Source organism: Mycolicibacterium litorale (assembly GCF_010731695.1).
In the GTDB taxonomy this organism is placed as follows: domain Bacteria; phylum Actinomycetota; class Actinomycetes; order Mycobacteriales; family Mycobacteriaceae; genus Mycobacterium; species Mycobacterium litorale.
This window is the reverse complement of the sequence record NZ_AP022586.1, coordinates 3,261,924-3,286,395: the sequence shown is the minus strand read 5'-3', so window position 1 is coordinate 3,286,395 and position 24,472 is coordinate 3,261,924. Positions and strand designations below refer to the sequence as shown.

Sequence of the window (24,472 nt, the reverse complement as noted above, 5' to 3'; positions counted from 1 at the left end):
CCGAGGCTGTGCACAGCGACGTGGTGATCGTCGGTGCCGGAAGCGCAGGATCCGTGCTGGCCGAACGGCTTTCCTCCGATCCGCGGTGTCGGGTGACGGTGGTGGAGGCCGGGCCGGCCCCGTCCGATCCGCGGGTCGCCCAGCAGATCAACGACGGGCTGCGGCTGCCGATCGGCACCGCGAGTTCGGTGGTGCGGCACTATACGACCACGCTCACCGACGCGCCGCCCCGTCGCGTCCAGATCACCCGGGGTGCGGTGGTCGGGGGCTCCGGAGCGGTCAACGGTGGCTACTTCTGCCGCGGCCTCCCCGCCGACTTCGACCGGTGGCAGATCCCCGGCTGGGCTTGGCGCGACGTGCTCGACCACTTCCGGGCGATCGAGACGGATCTGGATTTCGGTGGACCACTGCACGGCGACGACGGGCCCATCAACGTCCGACGGATGACCGATTTCGACGGATGCACCGCATTCTTCGTCGCCGCCGCCCGGGAGGCGGGCTTCGCGTGGATCGACGACCTCAGCGGCCTCGACGCGGATGCGTCCGCGGCGGGCGTGGGTGCGGTGCCGCTGAACGTGGACAGCGGCACCCGCGTCGGGCCGGGCGGCGCGTTCCTGCAGCCCGCGCTGCTCCGGACCAACGTCGACCTACTGCCCGACACTCGTGTCGTGCGGATCCGGATCGAGCGGGGCCGCGCCACCGCGGTGGAGTGCGCCGGCCCGGCGGGCAGGAGCACCGTGACCGCCGACCGTGTCGTGGTGTGCGCGGGCGCAATCGGCAGCGCGCAGTTGCTCATGGTCTCGGGGATAGGACCGGCGGAAGCGCTGCGCGACTTGGCAATCGAGGTTTTTCAGGACCTGCCTGTCGGCGTCGCGATGTTCGACCATCCCGAATGGGTGATCCCGGTGGGATGGACGCCGACGCACGACCTGCCGCCGTTGGAGGCGGTGCTGACCACGGACTCGCACCTCGAGATACGGCCCTACACATCGGGTTTCGCCGCAATGGTGCACGGGCCGGGCCACGATCCCGCCGACCGTCCGCACATCGGGGTCGCGCTGATGCAGCCGCGCGCCAGGGGCAGGGTCATGCTCGCGTCGGCCGATCCACTGGTGCCGCCGGTCATCGAACACCGCTACGACAGTGAACCCGCCGATGTGGCCGACCTCGCCGCAGGGGCCGAGCTCGCATACGAATTGGCCGGCGGGATAGCGGAATCCGACGAGCCGTCCTGGTCGACGTCACAGCATCTGGCCGGTACGGCGCCGATGGGAGACGACGACGATCCGCGTGCGGTGCTCGACGCGCAGTGCCGCGTGCGCGGCGTCGAGGGGTTGTGGGTGGTCGACGGTTCGGTGATGCCCGCCCCCACCAGTCGCGGCCCGCATGCGACGATCGCGATGATCGGCCACCGGGCCGCGCAGTTCATCGCCGGCTGAGCCGACGCACGACGCGCAACTGTCGTCCATTCCGGCCGGGCGCCCAGATAGCGACGAAGACGGCGGCCACCGCGACCACGGCGGCGATCGCGAACAACGAGGAATCCATTGCCTGCAGAAAGGCGGACGCAGTCAGATCGGCCAGTTGAGCACCCTGGGGCCCGAGCTCCTCGGCAATGGCCAGGGCCTCCGCCGGCGAATCCGCCGCAGGGCCGCGAACCTCCGGCGGGAAAGCGCTCAACCGCGATGTCAGCGCATCGGCGTACTGCGCGGCGAAGATCGAACCCGCCACGGCGATGCCGAGCGCGGCCCCGATCTCGCGAGTGGCGTCGTTGACGGCCGATGCGACACCCTGCTTCTCGTCGGGAACCGCTCCCATGATCGCCGAAGTAGTGGGGGCGGTACACAACCCGATACCTGTACTCATGACGAGCAGCGGCCAGGTCAGATCCCAGTAGGTGGAGCCGACCTCGAGTAGCTGCATGCACAGCAGACCAGCAGAGAGGATGAGCAGGCCGCTGAACACGGTCAGCCGCAACCCCATCCGTGGCAAGTACCAGGGCGTGAGCACACCGAAGACGAGTAGCGGGACGGCGAGCGGCGCAATGGCGAAGGCGGTTCGCAGTGGCGTGTAACCCATCACCAACTGGATGTATTGGATGACCACGAAGAAGAAGCCGAAATTCGCGAAGAACAGCAGTGTGACGCCCACGGCGCCGGTGGCGAAGTCGGGCCTGCCGAACAACCGCACATCGAGCAGCGGGAATCGGCGGCGTAGTTCGACGAACGCGAAGACCACCGCGAGGACCAGCCCCGCGGATATGCATGTGAGCACGCCGGGATCAGTCCAACCCCGGGCGGGCGCCTCGATGACACCGAAGACGAACACCGCGACTGCGGCGCCGATGAGGCCGGCGCCCCACCAGTCCAAGGGCGCAGCGTCCGACTCGCGTGACGACGGCACGGTGCAGGTGAGCGCGATCATCGCCGCGCCGGCGATCGCGAAGGCCCAGAAGATCGATTGCCACGACCAGTAGTGCAGCAGGAGTCCCGAGCCGAGGAATCCGATCACGGTGGCGGATCCGGCGACGGCCGCCCAGATTCCCACCGCCTTGTTGCGCTCCGACTTCGGGTAGGCCGCCGTCAAGAGGGACAGCGTGGCCGGCATCACGAAGGCAGCGCCCGCGCCGGCGACCGCGCGGGCCACGATGATCTGTGTCGGGCTGTCGAACATCAGCGGAGCCACCGACGCCAGGGAGAAGATCACCAGGCCGATCAGCAGTGCGCCGCGTCGTCCGTAACGATCGCCGATGGCGCCGGCAGGCAGCAGAAGGCAGGCGAGCACCAGCGTGTACCCGTCGACCACCCACGTCAGCTGTGTCTGTGTGGCGGAGGTCGCGACCGCGATATCGCTGAGCGCGGTGTTGAGCGCGATCATCGAGGAAATGACGAGCGCGACACCCATGCAGGCGACGACCAACAGCCAGATGCGACGCCCCTTGCTCAGTGCGGCCACGCTGGATCCGGATAGATGTTCGGGCTGCGCGAGAGTATCGACCATGCGCCTCTCCTGGCTGTGCGGAGTTTTGAGACCATCAGTCTCGCAGCTAGACGAATGGTCTTGTTACCCGCCTGGGAGATGATGTAAACGATGACCGACGCCAGTGGTGACCCGCGTCCCGCGCGTTCGCGTGCCCGCCTGCTCGAAGCCGCGACGGCGCTGCTGCGGTCCGGGGGTCCCAACGCGGTGACGATCGACGCGGTCACCCGCACCGCGAACGTCGCCCGCGCGACGCTCTACCGCCACTTCGCCAGCGCCAACGATCTGCTCGCGGCGGCCTTCCAGGGCCTGCTGCAACCGGCGCCGATGCCGCCGGCCGAGGGCAGTCTGCGCGAGCAGTTGGTCGCCGTCGTGGTCGGCTGGGCGGATCCGATCTCGGAGGTGCCCACCACGCTGGCGGCGATGACGTGGCTCGCGTCGGGTCCGGATCTGGGCCCGTGGGCAGAGGTGCGCGAGGCGGAGACCGGGGGCGCGGTCGGGTCGCTGCGCGAGCGGATCCTGCAGGTGTACGCGGCGCCGTTCGATGCGATCTTCGACAGCCCCCAGGGCGCCGAACTCGATCTCGCCGACGTCGACCGGATCCAGGCGATCGCGCTGCTCATCGGGCCGCTGATCCTGGGCCGGCTGAGCACGCTGGCCGACTTCGACTACCACGCGTGCGCCGAGGCGGCCGTGGACGGTTTCCTGGCCACCCACGGCCGGCGGCGCGGGATCAGCGCAGCTGGTACCGAATCGGCAGGTGCTTGAGCCCGCCGACGAACGTCGTCGCCGACAACTCGGGCGGTCCCGCCAGCTCGATCGACTCCAGCCGGGGCAGGAGTTCGGTGAACAGGCTGTTCATCTCCATCCGGGCCAGTGCGGCACCGAGGCAGAAGTGCACGCCGTATCCGAACGACAGGTGCTTGTTCGGGTCACGGCCGACGTCGAAGCGGAACGGCTCGTCGAAGATGTCCTCGTCCCGGTTCGCCGAAACGTATGCGAGATAGACGGATTCGCCCTTCGCGATCGGCACCCCGCGCACGGTGGTGTCCTCGGCGGCGGTGCGCATGAACTCCTTGACCGGAGTCGACCAGCGGATCATCTCCTCGACCGCGGTGCCCATGAGGCCCGGGTCGTCCTTGAGGCGCTGCATCTCACCGGGGTTCTCGATGAGTGCGAGTAGCCCGCCCGAGATCGCGTCCTTGGTGGTGTCGTGGCCCGCGCTCGCGACGATGACGTAGTAGGAGGCGGTGTCGACGTCGGACAGGGGTTCGCCATCGACGGTGCCGTTGGCGATCGCGGACGCCAGGTCGTCGGTGGGGTTCGCCCGCCGCGACGCGGTCAGCGCGGAGAAGTAGGAGAAGAAGTCGAGCAGCACCGCCATCTGCTCCTCCGGGGTGGTGCCCCGCTTGTACTCGTCGTCGTCCCCGCCGAACATCTCCTGGGTCAACGAGTGCATCCGGCCGAAGTCCTCTTCGGGCAGTCCGAGCAGCGACATGATCACGTACAGCGGGAAGTTGACCGCGATCTCGGTGACGAAGTCACACTCCGGGCCGATGTCGCGCATCCGGTCGACGTAGCGCTTGGCGAGTTCGTCGACGCGCACCTTCAGATCGCGCATGGCCTTCGGCCGGAACCAGTCGGCGCCGATCGCCCGCACCTTGCGGTGGTGCGGGTCGTCCATGTGGATGAGCGTGCGCAGACCCATCCCCGCCTCGAGTTGCGCCTTGGCCAGATCGTCGGCCTGCGCGGTGGACAGCAGCGGCCGCGGCTCCGACAGGAACAGGTCGTTGGCCCGTTCGATCGCCATGATGTCTTCGTGCTTGGTGATCGCCCAGAACGGCCGGTACGGCGGGTTGTCGACCAGGGCGACCGGGTTGTGCGCCCGCAGATGACGCAACGCCGCATGCAGTCGCTGGTCGTCGGCGTAAGCCGTCGGATCGGCCAGCACTTTGGCGGCGTCGTCCATCGTCGGCGTGCTCATCGTTCTCCTTCGCGGCAACTTGACGGGTGTCTATAAGTCACTTTATGTGAGCCGCGACACTGTCGTCGGCGATTGGGTCAAACCGCCGCGCGGTCGTCAACCGAGAGTCATCCCACCTGGTCCGGGCGCCCCCTGGCCTAGGCTCGCGGCTGTGCACTGGATGCGGGCGCTGACCTGGCTGACCGTCGCGGTGCTGTTGTCCGCCTGCGTTCGCGGAGAGGGGCCCACCGCACCCTCCGGTGCACCACCCGCCGACCCCGCGGTGGTCCACACCGCCTCAGGTGCGCTGCGGGGCACCGTCGCCGCCGACCACCGCCTGTTCGCCGGCATCCCGTACGCCGCACCGCCGGTGGGACCCCTGCGCTTCCGGCCGCCCGAGGCCGCCCCGGCGTGGCAGGGGGAGCGGCAGGCCACCCGGTCAGGCCCGCGCTGCCTGCAGGACCCGGGCAGCGATCCCGAATTCGGGCGACAGACCGACGAGGACTGTCTGACCCTCGACATCTGGACACCGCCGGTGTCGGACGAGAAGCGCCCGGTGATGGTGTGGATCCACGGCGGCGCGTTCGTCAACGGCAGCGGCGCCATCTACGACGCCCGCTGGCTGGCCGCGCGCGGTGACATCGTCGTCGTCTCCATCAACTACCGGCTCGGCACGGTCGGCTTCCTCGCCCATCCGGCGCTCGGCGCGCCCGGCGACGTCGGCAATTACGGGCTGGCCGACCAGCAGGCCGCGCTGCGCTGGGTGCGTGACCACATCGCCGACTTCGGGGGCGACCCCCACCGCGTCACTGTCGCCGGCGAGTCGGCAGGCGGGATGTCGGTGTGCGACCACCTCGTCGCCCCCGGATCCGCGGGCCTGTTCCAGGCCGCGATCATCCAGAGCGCCCCGTGCCAGGCGCAGGCCCCGCTGCCCGTCGCCGAGCAGCGCAGCCTCGACTACGCCGCCGGCGTCGGGTGCCCGGACCCGGCGACCGCGGCCGCGTGCCTGCGTGCGCTGCCCGCCGACAAGCTGCGCAAACCCGTGTGGTTCGTCGGCATCGGCGCCGACGACCTGACCGGCCCGGTGACCGGAACGGCCGCCCTGCCGGTCGACCCCGTGCGCGCGATCGCCGACGGAAAGGCGGCGCGGGTACCGGTGATGATCGGGACCAACCGCGACGAGTTCACCCTCTTCGTCGCGCTGCGCTATCTGCAGCAGGGGGACCGCTACACCCCCGACCAGTACCCGGGCCTGCTGGCCGACACCTTCGGCCCGGACGCCGCCCAGGTGGCCGCGCGCTACCCGATCGACCGATACGGCAGCGTGGCGCTCGCGTACTCGGCGGCCGTGACCGACGGCGAGTTCGCCTGTGTCGCCGACCGCATGGCCGCCGACCTCGCCCGCGACACCCCCGTCTACGCCTACGAGTTCAACGACCGGCAGGCGCCGACCCCCGAACCGCTGCGCACCCTCCCGTTCCCCGTCGGCGCCAGCCACTCGCTGGAACTGCGCTACCTCTTCGACGTCGGCGGAGCGCCGCCGCTGTCCCCGGAACAGCAGACGCTGTCCGAGGCGATGATCGACTACTGGAGCGCGTTCGTCACCGAAGGCGTCCCGTCGGCCGGTGACGCTCCGGACTGGCCGCAGTTCGGCGACGGGTCCTATCTGTCGCTGCAGCCCGACGGCAGCAGGGTGACGACGGGCTTCGCCGAGGAGCACGAGTGCGCCTTCTGGTCGGGTCTGCGACACTGACGGTGGTGCCTCTACCGGCTTCACCAGGGATTTGGATGAGGCCCGGATCTAGGGCATACTGTTCGGGTTGCCTTGAGCCGGGACGGTGCCTGTTCGGACCGCCTCGCGGAGGCATCCGACCGGCGCCCTTACGGGCGCATCGGTCCCACTTCTCGAGTGTGACGGATTTCCGCCGCAAGCGAGCGCGCGCAGGGCGACACACCCGACCGCGGGGACCGGTGGACCACAGACAGGTAAACAGCGGCGGCAACAGCCGACACCAGGACGTGCTGGGAATTCCCAGCGCGGGCCACAAGCAGGAGTGAGGTAGGAAAAGCGTGGCGGGACAAAAGATCCGCATCAGGCTCAAGGCCTACGACCACGAGGCCATCGACGCCTCGGCGCGCAAGATCGTGGAGACGGTCACCCGTACCGGTGCCAGCGTGGTGGGCCCCGTGCCGTTGCCGACCGAGAAGAACGTGTACTGCGTCATCCGCTCACCGCACAAGTACAAGGACTCGCGGGAGCACTTCGAGATGCGTACGCACAAGCGGTTGATCGACATCCTCGACCCGACGCCGAAGACCGTCGACGCGCTCATGCGCATCGACCTCCCGGCCAGCGTCGACGTGAACATCCAGTAGGAGACCCGAGAAATGGCACGTAAAGGCATTCTGGGCACCAAGCTGGGCATGACGCAGGTGTTCGACGAGAACAACAAGGTCGTCCCGGTGACGGTCGTCAAAGCCGGCCCGAACGTCGTGACCCGAATCCGTACCCCCGAGCGCGACGGCTACAGCGCGGTGCAGATCGCCTACGGCGAGATCAGCCCGCGCAAGGTCACCAAGCCGGTGACCGGTCAGTTCGCCGCTGCCGGCGTCAACCCGCGCCGCCACCTCGCCGAGCTCCGGCTCGACGACGAGTCGGCCACCGCCGACTACGAGGTCGGCCAGGAGCTCACGGCGGAGGTCTTCGCCGAGGGCGCCTACGTCGACGTCACCGGCACCAGCAAGGGCAAGGGCTTCGCGGGCACGATGAAGCGGCACGGCTTCCGTGGCCAGGGCGCCGCGCACGGCGCCCAGGCCGTGCACCGCCGCCCCGGTTCGATCGGTGGCTGCGCCACCCCGGGCCGCGTCTTCAAGGGCACCCGCATGTCGGGCCGCATGGGTAGCGACCGGGTGACGACGCAGAACCTGCTCGTACACAAGGTCGATGCCGCGAACGGCGTGCTGCTGATCAAGGGCGCCATCCCCGGCCGCAACGGTGGACTGGTGATGGTCCGCAGCGCAATCAAGCGAGGCGAGAAGTAAATGGCAACCACAATTGAGGTCAAGACGCCGGCCGGCACCACCGACGGAAACGTCGAGCTGCCCGCCGAGCTGTTCGACGTCGAGGCCAACATCGCGCTGATGCACCAGGTCGTCACCGCGCAGCTGGCCGCGGCGCGGCAGGGCACGCACTCGACCAAGACCCGCGGTGAGGTCTCCGGCGGCGGCAAGAAGCCGTACCGGCAGAAGGGCACCGGCCGGGCCCGCCAGGGTTCGACCCGCGCACCGCAGTTCACCGGTGGTGGCACCGTCCACGGCCCGAAGCCGCGCGACTACAGCCAGCGCACCCCGAAGAAGATGATCGCCGCCGCCCTGCGCGGGGCGCTCTCGGACCGGGCGCGCAACGGCCGTATCCACGCGGTCACCGAGCTGGTGGAGGGGCAGACCCCGTCGACCAAGAGCGCCAAGGCGTTCCTGTCGACGCTTCTGTCCGAGCGCACGGCCGAGAACAGCAAGGTGCTGATCGTCATCGGTCGCACCGATGAGACCGGCGTGCGCAGCGTGCGCAACCTGCCCGGCGTGCACGTGATCACGCCGGATCAGCTCAACACCTACGACGTGCTCAAGGCCGACGACGTGGTGTTCAGCGTCGAGGCTCTGAACGCCTACATCAGCGCGCAGACCGCACGCACTGAAAAGGAAGGTGCAACGGCCTGATGGCAACCGTGACTGATCCCCGCGACATCATCCTGGCGCCGGTCATCTCCGAGAAGTCCTACGGACTGATCGAGGACAACGTCTACACGTTCATCGTGCACCCGGACTCGAACAAGACCCAGATCAAGATCGCTATCGAGAAGATCTTCAAGGTCAAGGTCGATTCGGTGAACACGGCCAACCGGCAGGGCAAGCGCAAGCGCACCCGCACCGGGTACGGCCAGCGCAAGAGCACCAAGCGCGCCATCGTCACCCTGGCCGCGGGAAGCAAGCCGATCGACCTGTTCGGAGCACCGGCCTGAGCCGGGCGAGAAGCTAGAGAGACTTAAGAGAAATGGCAATTCGCAAGTACAAGCCGACGACCCCGGGTCGCCGCGGTGCCAGCGTCTCCGATTTCGCCGAGATCACTCGCTCGACCCCGGAGAAGTCGCTGGTCCGTCCGCTGCACGGTAAGGGCGGACGCAACGCGCACGGCCGGATCACCACCCGGCACAAGGGTGGTGGCCACAAGCGCGCCTACCGCGTGATCGACTTCCGTCGCCACGACAAGGACGGCGTCGACGCCAAGGTCGCACACATCGAGTACGACCCGAACCGCACCGCGAACATCGCACTGCTGCACTACCTGGACGGCGAGAAGCGCTACATCATCGCGCCGCAGGGTCTCAAGCAGGGCGCGATCGTGGAGTCCGGCGCCAACGCCGACATCAAGCCCGGCAACAACCTGCCGCTGCGCAACATCCCCGCCGGCACCGTGATCCACGCCGTCGAGTTGCGGCCCGGTGGCGGCGCGAAGCTGGCCCGCTCGGCCGGCGTCAGCATCCAGCTGCTGGGCAAGGAAGGCACCTACGCCTCCCTGCGTATGCCGTCCGGTGAGATCCGTCGCGTCGACGTGCGCTGCCGCGCCACCGTCGGCGAGGTCGGCAACGCCGAACAGGCCAACATCAACTGGGGTAAAGCCGGCCGTATGCGCTGGAAGGGCAAGCGCCCCACCGTCCGTGGTGTCGTGATGAACCCGGTGGACCACCCGCACGGTGGTGGTGAGGGTAAGACCTCCGGCGGCCGCCACCCGGTCAGCCCGTGGGGTAAGCCCGAAGGCCGCACCCGCAAGCCGAACAAGCCGAGCGACAAGCTCATCGTCCGACGCCGGCGCACCGGCAAGAAGCGCTAGGCCGGGGAAGGAACTCAAGCGATGCCACGCAGCCTGAAGAAAGGCCCGTTCGTCGACGACCATCTGCTGAAGAAGGTGGACGTCCAGAACGAGAAGAACACGAAGCAGGTCATCAAGACCTGGTCGCGTCGGTCGACCATCATCCCCGACTTCATCGGGCACACCTTTGCGGTCCACGACGGCCGCAAGCACGTGCCGGTGTTCGTCACCGAGGCGATGGTCGGGCACAAGCTGGGCGAGTTCGCCCCCACCCGCACCTTCAAGGGTCACATCAAGGATGACCGGAAGAGCAAGAGGCGATGAGTACCACCATCGAATATCCGTCAGCGACGGCAGTCGCCCGCTACGTGGGCATCTCGGCGAGCAAGGCCCGCCGGGTCATCGACCTGGTCCGGGGCAAGAGCGTCGAGGAAGCCCTCGACATCCTGCGGTGGGCGCCTCAGCAGGCTTCTGAGCCGGTCGCCAAGGTGATCGCCAGCGCTGCCGCCAACGCGCAGAACAACGACGGCCTCGACCCGGCGACGCTGGTGGTCGCGACCATCCACGCCGATGAGGGCCCGACCGCCAAGCGCATCCGTCCGCGCGCCCAGGGGCGTGCGTTCCGGATCCGCAAGCGCACCAGCCACATCACCGTGATCGTGGAGAGCCGCCCGACCCGTGAGGGTCGCCGCGGCGCCGCAGGCGAGGCCGCGGGAGGCGCACGCGCGCGTCGCGCCCAGGGCAGCAAGGCCGCCGCCGCCAAGAAGGCCCCCGCCAAGACCACTGAAGCTTCCGAAGAAGCGAAGGGAGGCTCGCAGTAGTGGGCCAGAAGATCAACCCGCACGGCTTCCGCCTCGGCATCACCACCGACTGGAAGTCGCGGTGGTACGCAGACAAGCAGTACAAGGACTACGTCAAGGAAGACGTCGCGATCCGCCGGCTGCTCGCCACCGGTCTCGAGCGCGCCGGCATCGCCGACGTGGAGATCGAGCGCACCCGCGACCGGGTCCGCGTCGACATCCACACCGCGCGTCCGGGCATCGTGATCGGCCGTCGCGGCACCGAGGCCGACCGCATCCGCGCCGACCTGGAGAAGCTCACCAAGAAGCAGGTGCAGCTGAACATCCTCGAGGTGAAGAACCCTGAGTCGCAGGCTCAGCTCGTCGCCCAGGGTGTCGCCGAGCAGCTCTCCAATCGTGTGGCGTTCCGCCGCGCGATGCGCAAGGCGATCCAGTCGGCCATGCGTCAGCCGAACGTCAAGGGCATCCGCGTGCAGTGCTCCGGCCGCCTCGGCGGTGCCGAGATGAGCCGCTCGGAGTTCTACCGCGAAGGCCGGGTGCCGCTGCACACGCTGCGCGCCGACATCGACTACGGCCTGTACGAGGCCAAGACCACCTTCGGCCGCATCGGCGTGAAGGTGTGGATCTACAAGGGCGACATCGTCGGTGGCAAGCGTGAGCTGACCGCCGCCGCGCCCGCGGGTGCCGACCGCCCGCGCCGTGAGCGTCCGTCGGGCAGCCGCCCGCGTCGCAGCGGTGCGTCGGGTACCACGGCCACCAGCACCGACGCCGGCCGGGCCGCCACCAGCGGTACGGCGCCCGGGGGCAGCGTCGCGGCGAACGCGACCGCCCCGGCGGCGGCTGATTCGGTGGCCGCCGAATCGACTACTGAGAATTCAGGGAGCTAAGCATGTTGATCCCTCGCAAGGTCAAGCACCGCAAGCAGCATCACCCACGGCAGCGCGGCATCGCCAGCGGTGGCACGTCGGTGAGCTTCGGTGACTACGGCATCCAGGCGCTCGAACACGCCTACATCACCAACCGGCAGATCGAGTCCGCTCGTATCGCCATCAACCGGCACATCAAGCGTGGCGGCAAGGTGTGGATCAACATCTTCCCGGACCGTCCGCTGACCAAGAAGCCCGCCGAGACCCGTATGGGTTCCGGTAAGGGTTCGCCGGAGTGGTGGGTGGCCAACGTCAAGCCCGGCCGCGTGCTGTTCGAGCTGAGTTACCCCAACGAGGAGACCGCACGGGCCGCACTGACCCGCGCGATCCACAAGTTGCCGATCAAGGCACGCATCGTCACCCGAGAGGAGCAGTTCTGATGGCAGTCGGCGTTACGCCTGGCGAACTGCGCGAGCTGAGCGACGACGAGTTGACCGAGCGGCTGCGCGAGTCGAAGGAAGAGCTGTTCAACCTGCGCTTCCAGATGGCCACCGGTCAGCTGTCGAACAACCGTCGGCTCCGCACGGTGCGACAGGAGATTGCGCGCGTGTACACCGTGCTGCGCGAACGTGAACTGGGTCTGGCCTCCGGACCCGCCGGTGAGGAATCGTGATGGCAGAGAACACAACTGACAAGAGCACTGGGGCTGGCCCCAAGCGCACCCCGCGCACCGAGAAGCCGCGCGGCCGCCGCAAGACGGCGATCGGCTACGTGGTCAGCGACAAGATGCAGAAGACCATCGTGGTCGAGCTGGAGTCCCGTAAGAGCCACCCGCTCTACGGCAAGATCATCCGGACCACCACGAAGGTCAAGGCGCACGACGAGAACGGCGACGCCGGTGTCGGCGACCGCGTCTCGCTGATGGAGACCCGTCCGCTGTCTGCGACCAAGCGCTGGCGGCTCGTGGAGATCCTCGAAAAGGCCAAGTAGGCATATCGCGACAGGCCCCGACACGCACTGCGTGTCGGGGCCTTCGTTCATTCAAGCCTGCCCGCTGCGATGCCGTCGAGCAGTTGGGCCAGACCCGAACGGAATTCGGCGCCAGGTGCGGCGCCGGCAGGTGTGGCCGCCTCGTCGAAGACGCCGGCATCGAGGGCCGCGGCCAACGCGGGCAAGCGGTCCGGATCGACCACCTGGCGCAGGATGGCGGCGTAGTCGTCCTGGTGGCCGCCCGCCTCCACGGCGAGTGCGGCGGCACCTCGCACGAGGTGTAACACCGCCATGACGGCGGCCAGTTTGTCGCGTTCGGCCAGGCCGGTGCCGTCCAGGGCCGCCAAGCCGGCGTCGAGCCACGCCAACTGGCCGGGGTCCAGCGGGGGGCCTGCCGACGCGGTTCGCAGGATCCACGGATGCCGGCGGTAGACGGTCCAGAGTCCGGTCGCCCAGTTCTCGACGGCGGTCCGCCAATCCGCATTCCCATGCCTGGGCGGCGGACCGGGTGCGGCCGAGAGCATGAAGGTCAACAACTCGTCCTTGTTGGCGACGTGCCGGTAGAGCGACATCGTCCCGCAGTTCAGCCGCTCCGCCAGCCGTGCCATCGACAGCGCGCCGAGACCCTCGGCATCGGCGAGATCGATCGCCGCGGCCACGATGCGCTCCCGGCTGAGACCGCCCGAACGGGCAGGCTGCGGCCTCTGCTCCTGCCACAGCAGTCTCAGCGCACGGGGCAGTGCCGGTTGGTCATCCGCTTGGTTCGGCATCGTTGCCGAGGATATCGGAGTGCGCGCCGACTGCGTATCACGTACGCTCTGCGCGTATGGCATACGCAACCGTATCGCGAACGCGTCGCCGCGCGAGCGTGCTCCTGGCCGTCGTCGTCACGGCGTTCCTGCTGTACTCCGTACCGCCGTATGCGAGCGGCGGTTCGCGCGTCCCTCCTACGTTCGCGTGGCACTACCCCCTGCTGGTGGCTCACGTTCTGCTGGCCAGCGTGGCGATGGTCGCGGTCGTCGCGCAGTTGTGGAGCCGACGGTTCCACCGCTCGATCGGGCGTACCTACGTCGTCACGGCGGTACCGGCGGCGGCCTCGGCGCTGGTGATCGGCGCTCTCACACCGTTCGGCCCGATGCTCGCGGTGAGCAATGTGGTGTTGGCGGTGTTGTGGCTGTGGTTCACCCTCAACGGATTCCGGCACGCCCGCCGTGGGCGGTGGCGGGCGCATCGCGCCGACATGGTCCGTAGCGCCGCCCTCGCGCTGTCGGTGATCACCAACCGGATATGGACACCCGTGCTCGTTCTCGCGCTCGACCCGTTGCGAGAGAACATTTTCGGGGGAGACGAGCAGGCCTACCTGTACCTCACCGCCGGCCTCGGCGGTTGGCTCGGCTGGCTGATACCGCTGGCGGCCGCCCAGTGGTGGTTGCGCCGCAGGCGCGTAACCACACCGTCACCCAAACCCTTCGAACAGGGGACTCGGCCGGTGTAGCCTCCGGGCCGTGGCCACCACGGAATTCAACGGCACCATCGAATTGGACATCCGCGATTCGGAGCCGGACTGGGGCCCGTACGCCGCACCGACCGCTCCTGAGGGCGCCCCGAACGTGCTCTACCTCGTCTGGGACGACACCGGGATCGCGACGTGGGACTGCTTCGGTGGTCTGGTGGACATGCCGGCGATGAGCCGGATCGCCGAACGCGGTGTGCGCCTCTCGCAGTTCCACACCACGGCGCTGTGCTCGCCGACCCGCGCCTCGCTGTTGACCGGGCGTAACGCGACGACCGTCGGGATGGCCACCATCGAGGAGTTCACCGACGGATTCCCGAACTGCAACGGCCGCATCCCCTTCGACACCGCACTGATCTCGGAGGTCCTCGCCGAGAACGGCTACAACACCTACTGCGTCGGCAAATGGCATCTCACACCGCTCGAGGAGTCGAACCTCGCATCGACCAAACGGCACTGGCCGCTGTCACGCGGCTTCGAACGGTTCTACGGGTTCATGGGCGGCGAGACCGACCAGTGGTATCCCGACCTGGTCTACGACAACCATCCGGTCGCCCCGCCCGGAACTCCCGAGGACGGCTATCACCTGTCGAAGGACCTCGCCGACAAGACCATCGAGTTCATCCGCGACGCCAAGGTGATCGCGCCGGACAAGCCATGGTTCTCCTACCTCTGCCCCGGGGCCGGGCACGCACCGCACCACGTGTTCAAGGAGTGGGCCGACCGGTACGCGGGCCGGTTCGACATGGGCTACGAGCAGTACCGGGACATCGTGCTGCAGAACCAGAAACGGCTCGGCGTCGTGCCGCCGGACACCGAACTGTCACCGATGAACCCGTACGCCGACGTGACGGGACCCAACGGTGAGCCGTGGCCCGTCCAGGACACCGTGCGGCCCTGGGATTCGCTGTCCGACAACGAGAAACGACTGTTCAGCCGGATGGCGGAGGTGTTCGCCGGCTTCCTGTCCTACACCGACGCGCAGATCGGCCGGATCCTCGACTACCTCGAGGAATCGGGCCAACTCGACAACACCGTCATCGTGGTGATCTCCGACAACGGCGCCAGCGGTGAGGGCGGACCCGACGGTTCGGTCAACGAGGTCAAGTTCTTCAACGGGTACATCGACACCGCCGAAGAGGGACTCAAGGCCATCGACGACCTCGGCGGCCCGCACACCTACAACCACTATCCGACCGGCTGGGCGATGGCGTTCAACACGCCGTACAAGCTGTTCAAGCGGTACGCCTCGCACGAGGGCGGTATCGCCGACACCGCGATCATCTCGTGGCCCGACGGGATCGCCGCGCACGGCGAGGTCCGCGACAACTACGTCAACGTCTGCGACATCACCCCCACGGTCTACGACCTGCTGGGCATCACCGCGCCCGCGACCGTCCGCGGGGTTCCGCAGAAGCCTCTCGACGGCGTGAGTTTCGCTGTGGCACTGGATAATCCGAGCGCGCCGACCGGTAAGGACACCCAGTTCTACTCGATGCTGGGCACCCGCGGGATCTGGCACAGGGGCTGGTTCGCCAACACCGTGCACGCGGCGTCGCCCGCCGGATGGTCACACTTCGACGACGACCGGTGGGAGCTGTTCCACATCGAGGCCGACCGCGCCCAGGTGCGTGATCTGGCCGGTGAGCAGCCCGAGAAACTCGAGGAACTCAAGGCGCTGTGGTTCAGCGAGGCGGCCAAGTACAACGGGCTGCCGCTGGCCGACCTCAACATCTTCGACACCATCGGACGGTTCCGGCCCAGCCTCGCCAGGGCCCGCGACGCCTACGTGTACTACCCGGGAACCGCCGATGTCGGGATGGGCGCGGTCGTGGAACTGCAGGGCCGGTCGTTCGTCGTCCTGGCCGAGGTGACCGTCGACGACGACGGCGCTCGAGGCGTGGTGTTCAAACACGGCGGCGCCCACGGCGGCCACGTGATGTTCGTCCAGGACGGGCGGCTGAACTACGTGTACAACTTCCTCGGCGAAACCGAGCAGAAGCTGACGTCGTCGCAGCCGATCACGCTGGGCCGGCACACCTTCGGCATCGCCTACACCAGGACCGGCACGGTCGAGGGCAGCCACACACCGGTCGGTGACGCGGTCCTCTACATCGACGACGGGGAGGCCGCGTCGTACCCGGACATGATGACGCATCCCGGCACGTTCGGGCTGGCGGGTGCGACGCTGAGCGTCGGCCGCAACAACGGATCGCCGGTGTCGCGGGACTACCGGCCACCGTTCGACTTCACCGGCGGGACCATCGCCCAGATCTCCTGCGACGTCTCCGGCACGCCGTACCTCGACCTGGAGCGCGAGTTCGCCCGCGCCTTCGCCAGGGACTGAGGGCGCCTACGCTCGAGTGATGCTGACCGAGCTGGCCGAACTTCCCGGCGGCGCCTTCAGGATGGGCTCCACGCAGTTCTACCCGGAGGAAGTCCCGGTGCACACGGTGACCGTGGCGCCGTTCGCGATCGAACGCCACCCGGTCACCAACGCGCAGTTCGCGGCGTTCGCCGACGCCACCGGCTACGTCACGATCGCCGAACAGGTGCTCGACCCCGCGATGTACCCGGATGTGCCGCCCGCTGACCTGGTCCCCGGGGCGTTGGTGTTCCGGCCGACCACCGGGCCCGTCGACCTGCGGGACTGGCGGCAGTGGTGGACGTGGTCTCCGGGCGCGTGCTGGCGGCACCCCCTCGGGCCCGGATCGAGCTGGCGGGACCGGCCCGACCACCCCGTCGTCCAGGTCGCCTATCCGGACGCCGCGGCCTACGCCGCGTGGGCCGGGCGGGCGCTGCCCAGCGAGGCTCAGTGGGAGTACGCCGCGCGCGCAGGGGTGGCCGCCACCTATCCATGGGGAGACGACCCACACCCCGGCGGACGCCTGATGGCCAACACCTGGCAGGGCCGGTTCCCGTACCGCAACGACGGTGCGCTGGGGTGGATCGGCACCTCACCGGTGGGGACGTTTCCCCCTAACGACTTCGGGCTCGTCGACATGATCGGCAACGTGTGGGAGTGGACGACCACACGGTTCTCGGCCCATCACCGACCCGACGGCGCCGTCGAGTCGTGCTGCGGCCCAACCGCACCCGACCCCGCCGTCAATCAGACACTGAAGGGCGGTTCGCACCTGTGCGCACCCGAGTACTGCCACCGGTACCGGCCTGCCGCCCGGTCACCGCAGTCACAGGACAGCGCGACCACGCACATCGGATTCCGCTGCGTCGCTGGGTGACTGCGCACATCGGATCCCCACCACGACGGCGACTGTGAGGACGGCGGCCAGACCGAACGGTACGGCCAGGTGCACCCGCAGCAGCAGCGCACCGGCCACCGCGCCCGCGAAGATCACGAGGATCGCCCCGGCCCGCCGGTTGACCAGCCGGCCGGGTGCTGCGGTCGCCCACGTCTCGCCGGCCAGACTCGCCAGTGTCGAGGTGACGACGACGGTCGTCATGTCCTTGACGGCGAGCGCGCGGGCCACCATGGCCTGCTGGCCCATGACCGCGGCCGTTGCGGCGGCCATCACCACCTGGGTGAGCGCGGCGGGATCGTCACCGACGGCCACGGCGCCGACCGTCAGTGCGACCAGGGCCCCGGCGCCGCCCAGCAGGAGCAGCATGACGACCCCGCCCTGCCTGCCGCTCGCCGTCGCGAACCGCAGTGCGATCCCGGCGCCGAACGCGCCGGCGGTGAACGCGGCGAGCGCGACCGCCGGCCCGAGGACGGGCAGTTCGTCGGCCCCGGCGACGCCCATGCCCAGGATGACGATGTTGCCGGTCATGTTGCCGGTGAACACGCGGTCCAGCCCGAGGTAGCCCACGGCGTCGACGACGCCGGTCACGAACGTCAACGCCATGGTGGCAGCCAGCAGCAACCGTGGCTCGGAGGGTGTCGACATGGGGGTCAGAACACGAAGATCGCGAACAGCGTGCACAGCACCAGGCCGGTCATCACGGGCAGGAAGCACTTGCGCGCCAACGTGATCACCGGGATGCGGGCGAAACCTGCCACCGCGATCAGCGACGACCATGCGACCAGCGTGCCGCCACCCGACCAGATGTTGCCCATCTGGCCGATCGCCGCCAGTGTCGTCGGGTCCATCCCGACGGCGGGGCCCAGCGCGCCGGAGAGCGATCCGGTCAACGGCAGACCGCTGAAGCCGGAGCCCTCCAGGCCGGCGATCAGTCCCACGAGCAGGACGGCGAACGACGTGACGAACGGGTTGGGCGAGAGGTGCGACTGAGCGGCGGTGATGAGATCGAACAGGAAAGCCGGGCCCTTGACGTCCTCACCGAGGCCGAGGATCTGCGCGGAGAAGTCGCCGTTGCCGATGAAGAAGAACCCCGCGATCGGCAACACCACGCCCATCGCCTTGAAGGCGAAGACCAGGCCGTCGACCACGTGCCGCGACGACGTCTCGAGGAAGTTGCGCTTGTCGTTGGTGGCCGAGGCGGCGAACAGCAGCAGCGCGGCCAGACCGCCGACGATCGCCGCGGCGTCGCCACCCTTGAGCGGGGGGACGGCGGTGGTGAACTTACCCAGCAGGAGGTAGACGATGAAGACGAGATAGACCAGCGGAACCACGACGGCGAACGTCTTCGCCGACAGCATCCGCGGGGGAGCGGCAGTGTCGCTTCCGCGCTCGGAGGCCACGACGGTCGCCACCGCCAGCCCGGCAGGGGAATCGGCCAGCCGCGGACCGCCGACGGCTGCAGCGACGGGGATTCCGCGGTCGGCTTCGGCGGCGGCGGGCGCCGGGGTTGGCTTCGGTGCCTCCTCGGGGCGCTCGACGCCCAGACGGTCCGCCTCGTCCTCCCATTCGACGAGCAACTCGGGTGACGGCTTGCGCCAGGTGCGGTGCTGGGTGACGAATGTGATCGCCAGCGCCGTCAGGCCGACGATGAGGGAGAGCACGAGCGCTTTGTCGGCGACGGCGTCTGCGTCGACGCCCGCCGCTTTGGCGGAGATGCCGGGCGCGACCTTGATGATGTAGTCCGACGACAGCGCCATGCCCTGCCCGGCGATCGCCACCACCATGCCGACCGACAGCGGGCTGAGCCCGGCCCGGATGGCCACGGGGATGAGCACGGCGCCCACCAGCGGGACGGCCGGAGTGGGCCAGAAGAACAGCGAGATGATGTAGGTGACGATTGCGAGCACGATGAAACTGCTTGTGCCGGTGCGCATTACTTTGCGGAACGGCGCGACCATCATCCGGTCGGCGCCCATCTGACGCAAGGCCCCCAGCATCGCGGTCACCAGGGCGATGATCAGGAAGATGTTGAACAGCTCCTTGGCGGCGACCAGGCTGGCGTTGAAGATCGAGGACAGTCCGGTGACGACGCTGCTCGAGAACGCCCATGCGGTCAGCAGCGTCGCGGTGACCGCGGGCACCACGATGTTCTTCTTCAGCGCCATCGTGATGAGGATGACGACGATTCCGGCGAGGTATATCCAGTGCGCCGCGGTGAGGTGAACGTCCATGAGGGGACCCTTCGTAAACTGCCCGGGGGCTGTGCAGTCGGTCCTCGAATGGTCCGCGTGCTCGTCGCCCTGGTCAACGCCAACTGTGCACAGCCGTCATGGCATTCTGCTGTGCAGTGTGCTCGGCGGATGACGGCTGTATGTCCCGGTGTTTCGGCGCAGTAACCACGGGCGGGGTGTGTGGTGTCGCGCTCTGTGCACATCGGTCAACCGTGGCTGCCTTCGCTGTGCACGATGACCCAAAGGGACGCTGCACTCCGGTCGACATGCGTGGGACAGTTGATGTGATGCGTACGCCTGCAAGGAATTTCGACGATGCCACCGCAGATGGTCCGCGCGCCGCGCACGACGCCGACGAGGACGGTGGCGGAACCCCGCTGGCGCTCGCCGCGCTGCTGGCCGGGACGCTGGTCGGCACCGTGGGCAACAACGTGGTCAACGTACCGCTCGCGGCGATCCTCGACGACTTCGACGCACCGCTGAGCAGCGGCGTTTTCGTGGTGGTCGGTTTCCTGTTGACCTTCACCGCCACCATGCCGCTCGCCGGCTGGATCGGTGACCGTTTCGGGCGCCGAAGGATCTACTGCGCGGCGTTGCTGGGCACCGCGGTGTGCGCGGTCGGCGCCGCCACCGCGCCGTCTCTTCCGCTGCTGATCGCGTGGCGGTCGCTGGGCGGGGTCGCCGCGGCGGCGTTCGCTCCTGCGGTGATGGGTCTGATCAGCTGGATGTACAGCGGACGGCGACGCGGCCGCGCGGTGGGCGCATGGGCGTCGGTGAACGGGCTCGGGCAGGCCATCGGTCCGACCATGGGCGGCGTGGTCGCCGACATGTGGGGCTGGCGCTGGGTGTTCGTCCCGTTGATCCCGGTCGCGCTCGCAGGCTTCGCCGCCACACTGCGCCACATCCCCGCATACCCGGGCCAGCGGATGCCGTTCGACGTCGCGGGCGCCTTCGCCCTGACGGTGGGCTCCGGTCTGCTGGTGCTCGCTCTGGCGGTGATCCCGCAGCCCGGCGTGCCGGTCTGGGCGGTGCTCGCCGCGTTCGCGACCGGCCTCGCTGCGCTGATCTGGTTCGCGCGGCACTGCGCGCGCGCCGCCCACCCGTTCGTGGTGGTCGGGTTGCTCGTCGAATCGCGGTTCGCGCGCAGCAGCGTGGCCGGGTTCGCCCAGATGTTCTGCCTGGGCGCGACATTGCTGGCCGTCCCGCTCTACCTGACCGGGCGCGGGTTCTCGTCGTCGGTCGCCGGGCTGGTGGTGTTCGCGGTCCCGGCCGCCATGGTGCTGCTCGGTCCGCTGGTCGGCCGGTGGATGGATCGGCTGCGGCCCCGCCGGGTGCTTCGCACCGGCCTGATCGTGCTGCTCGTCGCCCAGGGCGCGCTGACGGCGCTGGTCGCTCGCGAAGGCACGGCGCCGACCGTCCTGGCGGTGGGCCTGGCGGTCACCGGGATCGGCATCGCGCTGGTGCAGACACCGGCGGCGACAGGCGCCACCCGGTCGCCTGCGGGTGAGGGCGGCGCCGGTCTCGGCGTGTACAACCTCATGCGCTTCGGGGGTTCGGCACTGGGCGCCGCCTGGGTGGCCGTCGGGCTCGGAATCGCCGGTTTCCCAGCAGTGTTCGCGGCCTCGACGGTGGTGATCGCCCTCGGCCTCGCGGGGTCGTTCGTCGGCCCTGACCCGCAGGTGCCCGCGCCGCGCTGACCTCAGCGGAAGCTGGCTTCCCGGTCGAGGGCGCCATGGACCTCGTCGAGCAGATCGAGACGTATCGCCAGCCAGGCGGTGAACTGGTTCTCCGGCACCTTGATATCCATGCCGAGCATGCGGGAGATCCGGTCCAGCTTGGCCAGCATGGTGTTGCGGTGCACATTGAGCGTGCGGGCCGTCGCGTTGACGTTGCCGCCTTCGGCGAGGTAGGCGATCAGCGTGTTCCGCAGGTCCGGCCCGGAACCCAGAGGTCCCAGGACCTCCCGCACCAGTCTGTGCCCGTTGTCGGTGTCGGCGACGTCCGCCAGCACCGTGAAGCTGCGCAGTTCCCCGTACGACACCGCGCCCGTCCGCCGCAGCCGGCGCGCGATGGCGAGCGCGACACGCGCCTCCCGGTAGCTCTCGCGCACCTCGGCCGCACCACGGGCCGGACGGCCGTAGGCCACCACCGTGGTGACGCCGCGGCGCTGCTCGAGTTCCAGTGACATGGCACGCGCATACTCGGCCATCTCCGTGTCCATGTCGGTCGCCTGTCCGGCGCGCAGCGTGCGCACCACCACCAGCACGTCGCCGATCACCGTGACGTACGCCCGCACCGACGGGTGCGGCGCCACGCTCGCGGCATACCGAGCCAACCGCACCATGCTGGCAGCCGGGTTGTCCGCCGCCCCGGGACGTACGAGCCCCGGCGCGACGAAAACGCCGAAGCGCGAATCCAGTTCGATGTCGTGGTGTTCAGCGCGGGCACGCATGTCGTGTTCACTGGCGAAACTGCCGTGCACCAGCGCCTGCACGAAGTCGCCGCGGGCCCGCTCCTCTGCCTCGTCGACGCTGCGCTGGCGCAGCATCTCCGATCCGATGATGGCCGTCGCCTGTTCGGTGACGACAGCGTGGCGCGCCAGCTCGTGCGCATTCGGACCGGTGGGCGCGCCGGTGTGGTCGACGAGCACGACGACCCAGCCCTCGAAAGACTTGCCGAGCCGGATCGGGCTGGCGACGCATGTCCACGTGCTGTGCTGTGGCCCGGTCACCGCGTGCACCCGGGTGTCGTGTCCGGTCCGTCTCTGGGCGGCCGGCATGTCGGCCGAGACCATCTGGCACACCGCCTCGGCCAGCGGGCCGAGCGTCTCGGGCAACAGGCCGTGCTGGGCCACCACGTTGCCGCGCGCGTCGAGCGCCAGCGCGGGGTTGCTCGCCAGGTTGCTCACCTCGCGGATGAGGATCTGGAGGCCGGCACCACGGTGGAACAGGCCGGCCAGCGAGGCGTGCACGTGGGTGGAATACCTCATGACGTGCACTTCCTGGCTCAGCGTGCGTTCCGCGAGCAACCGGTTGAGCGCCGCGAACCCCACGGGGATCCCGAGCTCGACGACGGCCAGGCCCGGGGGCAGCGCACTCCGGACGTAATCGGGCGGAACGGTGCCGTCGATCAGCAGTGCGGCGGCACCGCGCGCACCGAGCACCGACAGGGTTGCCCCGGTGCCGATCAGCGCTTCGGGGCGCAGGTAGACCGCCACCCCGTTGAGCGGGTCCGGTTGGGAGAGGACCTCACCGAGCGGCAGCACCCAGTTGAGCGCCGCGTCGAGCCGGTCGGTGCCGGCGATGACGCAGGCACCGGCCAGCAGTGTCTCGTCGAGCAATCCGCGTACCGTCAACCGATCGGAGTCGCTGGGTGTTGATGTCATGTCGCAACCTGGGCTCGCTGAAATTCCGATGAACGTTCTCTACCGCACCTCGGTGCACTCACACTATGTGCAACTTGACCCGAGCGCGCGGGGAATCGAGGTCAACTTGACCGTTCCTCGGTCTCGTCGGCGTTGGTAGACATACCGGCAGCGAACGTTTCGAGACCACACGAGTGGAGGCGACATGCACCGGATTCACCGGATCAACCTGGACGACGCGCTGCCGCTGCTGGCGGCGGGCCGGGCGAAAGCCGAGGAGATCGGCGTCAAGCAGACCCTGTGCATCTGCGATGACGGCGGTAACGTCATTGCGCTGCACCGTCTTCCGGGGGCGCGACTGACCGGCGTCGACATCGCGATCGCCAAGGCGTTCACCGCGGCCGGGCACGAGCGGGCCACCCATCTGTTCAACGAGCCGCCCGGCGGGCCCGCGCTGCCCGGCAACGAAGCATTCGGGATCAGCCACATGCTGCCCGGCAAGTTCGCGATCTTCGTCGGCGGTTTCCCACTGGTGTTCGACGGCCAGATCGTCGGGGGCGTGGGGATCAGCGGCGGCAACGGCGAACAGGACAAGGCTGTCGGCGCGGCAATCCTGGCCGAATTCGACGCGCTCACCGCGTCGGTCGCCCGGTGAACCGCGGTGTGCAGGTTGCCCGGACCGCCACCCGATCGCCGGTGATTCTGTCCATGGCCTGCAGGCTTCGAGCTAGCTAAATTTGTTGTTGCGCACCGATTCTGGTAGCGCACCGCTCCACAGATCACCGCGGTGTTGCGAAATCTGTCGCGGAATCACCGTCGCACGAGCCGGTTTCACCATCGACGCCGATCGCGTGCACACAACCAAGCGAAGACATCCTAGGAAGGGGTCAACAGCGATGACCGAGCTGCTCGGGCGCGACGAATTCCGCGCCGAACTCGAGAATGCCATCAAGGGACGTGAGGCCAAGAACGCGTCGTTCTCCAAGGCGTGGGCCGAGGGCAAGCTGCAGAAGCACCACTTCGCGCGGTGGGCCGAGAACCATTACCACTACGTGGGTCCCTTCGCCGACTACCTGGCCAACATCTACTCCAACACCCCCGACGAGTTCACCGGCGCCAAGGACTTCACGCTGCAGAACATGTACGAGGAGGAGCTCGCCGACATCCGCCACACCGACCTGCTCATCAAGTTCGGTGAGGCGTGCGGCACCACCAAGGAGCGCATCGAGAACCCCGACAACATGAACCCGATCACGCGGGGACTGCAGGCCTGGTGCTACGCGGTCTCACAGCGCGAGCACTTCGTGGTCGCCACGGCGGCGCTGGTGGTCGGCCTCGAATCGCAGGTGCCGAGCATCTACACCAAGCAGATCGTGCCGCTGCGCGAGGTCTACGGGTTCACCGAGGACGAGATCGAGTTCTTCGACCTGCACATCACCTCCGACGTGGTGCACGGCGAGCGCGGCTACCAGATCGTGCTCGACCACGCGGACACCCCGCAGCTGCAGCAGCGCTGCCTGCAGCTGGTGCGGTGGGGCGCCGAGATGCGCTTCTCCTACACCAAGGGTCTCTACGACTACTACGTCGCGCCGGACCTGGCGACCGCCTCCGTCTAGACCCGCCACGCCGTACCGCG

The 24,472-nt window shown here is 68.7% G+C and carries 26 protein-coding genes; 20 read left to right on the top strand and 6 right to left on the bottom strand.

Annotated elements, in window-relative coordinates; all coding sequences use genetic code 11:
- The first annotated feature begins 8 nt into the window (after positions 1-8).
- Entirely contained in the window at positions 9-1,439 is a 1,431-nt protein-coding gene (gene mftG / locus G6N30_RS15650) for a mycofactocin dehydrogenase MftG (protein WP_134055326.1), read from the top strand.
- Here mftG and G6N30_RS15645 read toward each other — a convergent pair.
- Positions 1,426-3,000 carry an MFS transporter gene (locus G6N30_RS15645; protein ID WP_134054290.1) on the bottom strand — a complete coding sequence of 525 codons (1,575 nt, stop codon included), beginning with the start codon at positions 2,998-3,000 and terminating at the stop codon, positions 1,426-1,428. The two genes, mftG and G6N30_RS15645, sit on opposite strands and share 14 nt — an antisense overlap.
- A 90-nt stretch (positions 3,001-3,090) precedes the next feature.
- On the opposite strand from G6N30_RS15645, the gene G6N30_RS15640 reads away from it, so the two are divergent.
- Complete coding sequence (locus G6N30_RS15640) at positions 3,091-3,747, top strand: TetR/AcrR family transcriptional regulator (protein ID WP_134054288.1); 657 nt, start codon at positions 3,091-3,093, stop codon at positions 3,745-3,747.
- Here G6N30_RS15640 and G6N30_RS15635 read toward each other — a convergent pair.
- Positions 3,713-4,963 carry a cytochrome P450 gene (locus G6N30_RS15635; RefSeq protein WP_134054286.1) on the bottom strand — a complete coding sequence of 417 codons (1,251 nt, stop codon included), beginning with the start codon at positions 4,961-4,963 and terminating at the stop codon, positions 3,713-3,715. The two genes, G6N30_RS15640 and G6N30_RS15635, sit on opposite strands and share 35 nt — an antisense overlap.
- Before the next feature lie 160 nt (positions 4,964-5,123).
- On the opposite strand from G6N30_RS15635, the gene G6N30_RS15630 reads away from it, so the two are divergent.
- From G6N30_RS15630 to rpsQ, 12 genes are all read left to right on the top strand, one after another.
- Positions 5,124-6,695 (top strand): carboxylesterase/lipase family protein, encoded by a 1,572-nt coding sequence (locus tag G6N30_RS15630; protein ID WP_134055324.1) that lies wholly within the window; start codon positions 5,124-5,126, stop codon positions 6,693-6,695.
- Positions 6,696-7,012: 317 nt separating this feature from the next.
- A complete protein-coding gene (gene rpsJ, locus G6N30_RS15625) occupies positions 7,013-7,318 on the top strand; it encodes a 30S ribosomal protein S10 (protein WP_003883485.1) in 306 nt (101 codons plus the stop codon).
- 12 nt (positions 7,319-7,330) lie between these two features.
- The gene (gene rplC, locus G6N30_RS15620) at positions 7,331-7,984 is read left to right on the top strand and encodes a 50S ribosomal protein L3 (RefSeq protein WP_134054284.1); all 654 of its coding nucleotides are present in this window, start codon (positions 7,331-7,333) and stop codon (positions 7,982-7,984) included.
- Positions 7,985-8,659 carry a 50S ribosomal protein L4 gene (gene rplD / locus G6N30_RS15615; RefSeq protein ID WP_134054282.1) on the top strand — a complete coding sequence of 225 codons (675 nt, stop codon included), beginning with the start codon at positions 7,985-7,987 and terminating at the stop codon, positions 8,657-8,659. It begins immediately after the preceding gene.
- Positions 8,659-8,961, top strand: coding sequence for a 50S ribosomal protein L23 (gene rplW / locus G6N30_RS15610; protein WP_059089884.1), 303 nt, complete (start codon positions 8,659-8,661; stop codon positions 8,959-8,961). Before rplD ends, rplW begins: the two co-directional genes overlap by 1 nt.
- Before the next feature lie 32 nt (positions 8,962-8,993).
- Entirely contained in the window at positions 8,994-9,830 is an 837-nt protein-coding gene (gene rplB / locus G6N30_RS15605; protein ID WP_134054280.1) for a 50S ribosomal protein L2, read from the top strand.
- A gap of 21 nt (positions 9,831-9,851) precedes the next feature.
- A complete protein-coding gene (gene rpsS / locus G6N30_RS15600; RefSeq protein WP_003892827.1) occupies positions 9,852-10,133 on the top strand; it encodes a 30S ribosomal protein S19 in 282 nt (93 codons plus the stop codon).
- On the top strand, positions 10,130-10,630 hold the full coding sequence (gene rplV, locus G6N30_RS15595) for a 50S ribosomal protein L22 (RefSeq protein WP_134054278.1): 501 nt from the start codon (positions 10,130-10,132) through the stop codon (positions 10,628-10,630). The genes rpsS and rplV overlap by 4 nt, the downstream gene beginning before the upstream one ends.
- Positions 10,630-11,496, top strand: a complete 867-nt coding sequence (gene rpsC / locus G6N30_RS15590; RefSeq protein WP_134054276.1) for a 30S ribosomal protein S3 — start codon at positions 10,630-10,632, stop codon at positions 11,494-11,496. Before rplV ends, rpsC begins: the two co-directional genes overlap by 1 nt.
- Before the next feature lie 2 nt (positions 11,497-11,498).
- On the top strand, positions 11,499-11,915 hold the full coding sequence (gene rplP / locus G6N30_RS15585; RefSeq protein WP_134054274.1) for a 50S ribosomal protein L16: 417 nt from the start codon (positions 11,499-11,501) through the stop codon (positions 11,913-11,915).
- Positions 11,915-12,148: a 50S ribosomal protein L29 gene (rpmC, locus tag G6N30_RS15580; RefSeq protein ID WP_134054272.1), complete on the top strand. Its 234-nt coding sequence runs from the start codon at positions 11,915-11,917 to the stop codon at positions 12,146-12,148. Before rplP ends, rpmC begins: the two co-directional genes overlap by 1 nt.
- Positions 12,148-12,465, top strand: coding sequence for a 30S ribosomal protein S17 (gene rpsQ / locus G6N30_RS15575; protein WP_134054270.1), 318 nt, complete (start codon positions 12,148-12,150; stop codon positions 12,463-12,465). The genes rpmC and rpsQ overlap by 1 nt, the downstream gene beginning before the upstream one ends.
- Before the next feature lie 47 nt (positions 12,466-12,512).
- Here rpsQ and G6N30_RS15570 read toward each other — a convergent pair whose 3' ends face one another.
- Positions 12,513-13,235 (bottom strand): TetR/AcrR family transcriptional regulator, encoded by a 723-nt coding sequence (locus G6N30_RS15570; protein WP_134054268.1) that lies wholly within the window; start codon positions 13,233-13,235, stop codon positions 12,513-12,515.
- 56 nt (positions 13,236-13,291) lie between these two features.
- Between G6N30_RS15570 and G6N30_RS15565 the strand changes: the two genes are divergently transcribed.
- From G6N30_RS15565 to G6N30_RS15555, 3 genes are read left to right on the top strand one after another with little or no spacing between them, the layout of a single operon-like run.
- Positions 13,292-13,960: a DUF2306 domain-containing protein gene (locus tag G6N30_RS15565; RefSeq protein WP_134054266.1), complete on the top strand. Its 669-nt coding sequence runs from the start codon at positions 13,292-13,294 to the stop codon at positions 13,958-13,960.
- Between the two features lie 10 nt (positions 13,961-13,970).
- Positions 13,971-16,325 (top strand): arylsulfatase, encoded by a 2,355-nt coding sequence (locus G6N30_RS15560; RefSeq protein ID WP_134054264.1) that lies wholly within the window; start codon positions 13,971-13,973, stop codon positions 16,323-16,325.
- Positions 16,326-16,344: 19 nt separating this feature from the next.
- Positions 16,345-17,220: a formylglycine-generating enzyme family protein gene (locus G6N30_RS15555; RefSeq protein ID WP_134054262.1), complete on the top strand. Its 876-nt coding sequence runs from the start codon at positions 16,345-16,347 to the stop codon at positions 17,218-17,220.
- Here the strand turns inward: G6N30_RS15555 and G6N30_RS15550 are convergent.
- Positions 17,170-17,886: a YoaK family protein gene (locus G6N30_RS15550; RefSeq protein ID WP_134054260.1), complete on the bottom strand. Its 717-nt coding sequence runs from the start codon at positions 17,884-17,886 to the stop codon at positions 17,170-17,172. The two genes, G6N30_RS15555 and G6N30_RS15550, sit on opposite strands and share 51 nt — an antisense overlap.
- 5 nt (positions 17,887-17,891) lie before the next feature.
- A complete protein-coding gene (locus G6N30_RS15545) occupies positions 17,892-19,472 on the bottom strand; it encodes a hypothetical protein (RefSeq protein ID WP_134054258.1) in 1,581 nt (526 codons plus the stop codon).
- 287 nt (positions 19,473-19,759) lie between these two features.
- Between G6N30_RS15545 and G6N30_RS15540 the strand changes: the two genes are divergently transcribed.
- A complete protein-coding gene (locus G6N30_RS15540; RefSeq protein WP_134054256.1) occupies positions 19,760-21,169 on the top strand; it encodes an MFS transporter in 1,410 nt (469 codons plus the stop codon).
- 2 nt (positions 21,170-21,171) lie between these two features.
- Here the strand turns inward: G6N30_RS15540 and G6N30_RS15535 are convergent, their stop codons facing one another.
- A complete protein-coding gene (locus tag G6N30_RS15535) occupies positions 21,172-22,857 on the bottom strand; it encodes a PucR family transcriptional regulator (protein WP_134054254.1) in 1,686 nt (561 codons plus the stop codon).
- 184 nt (positions 22,858-23,041) lie between these two features.
- Here G6N30_RS15535 and G6N30_RS15530 point away from each other — a divergent pair, with 184 nt between their 5' ends.
- Both G6N30_RS15530 and G6N30_RS15525 read left to right on the top strand, forming a co-directional pair.
- Entirely contained in the window at positions 23,042-23,491 is a 450-nt protein-coding gene (locus tag G6N30_RS15530) for a GlcG/HbpS family heme-binding protein (RefSeq protein WP_134054252.1), read from the top strand.
- Positions 23,492-23,732: 241 nt separating this feature from the next.
- Entirely contained in the window at positions 23,733-24,452 is a 720-nt protein-coding gene (locus G6N30_RS15525; RefSeq protein WP_134054250.1) for an iron-containing redox enzyme family protein, read from the top strand.
- Positions 24,453-24,472 lie beyond the last annotated feature (20 nt).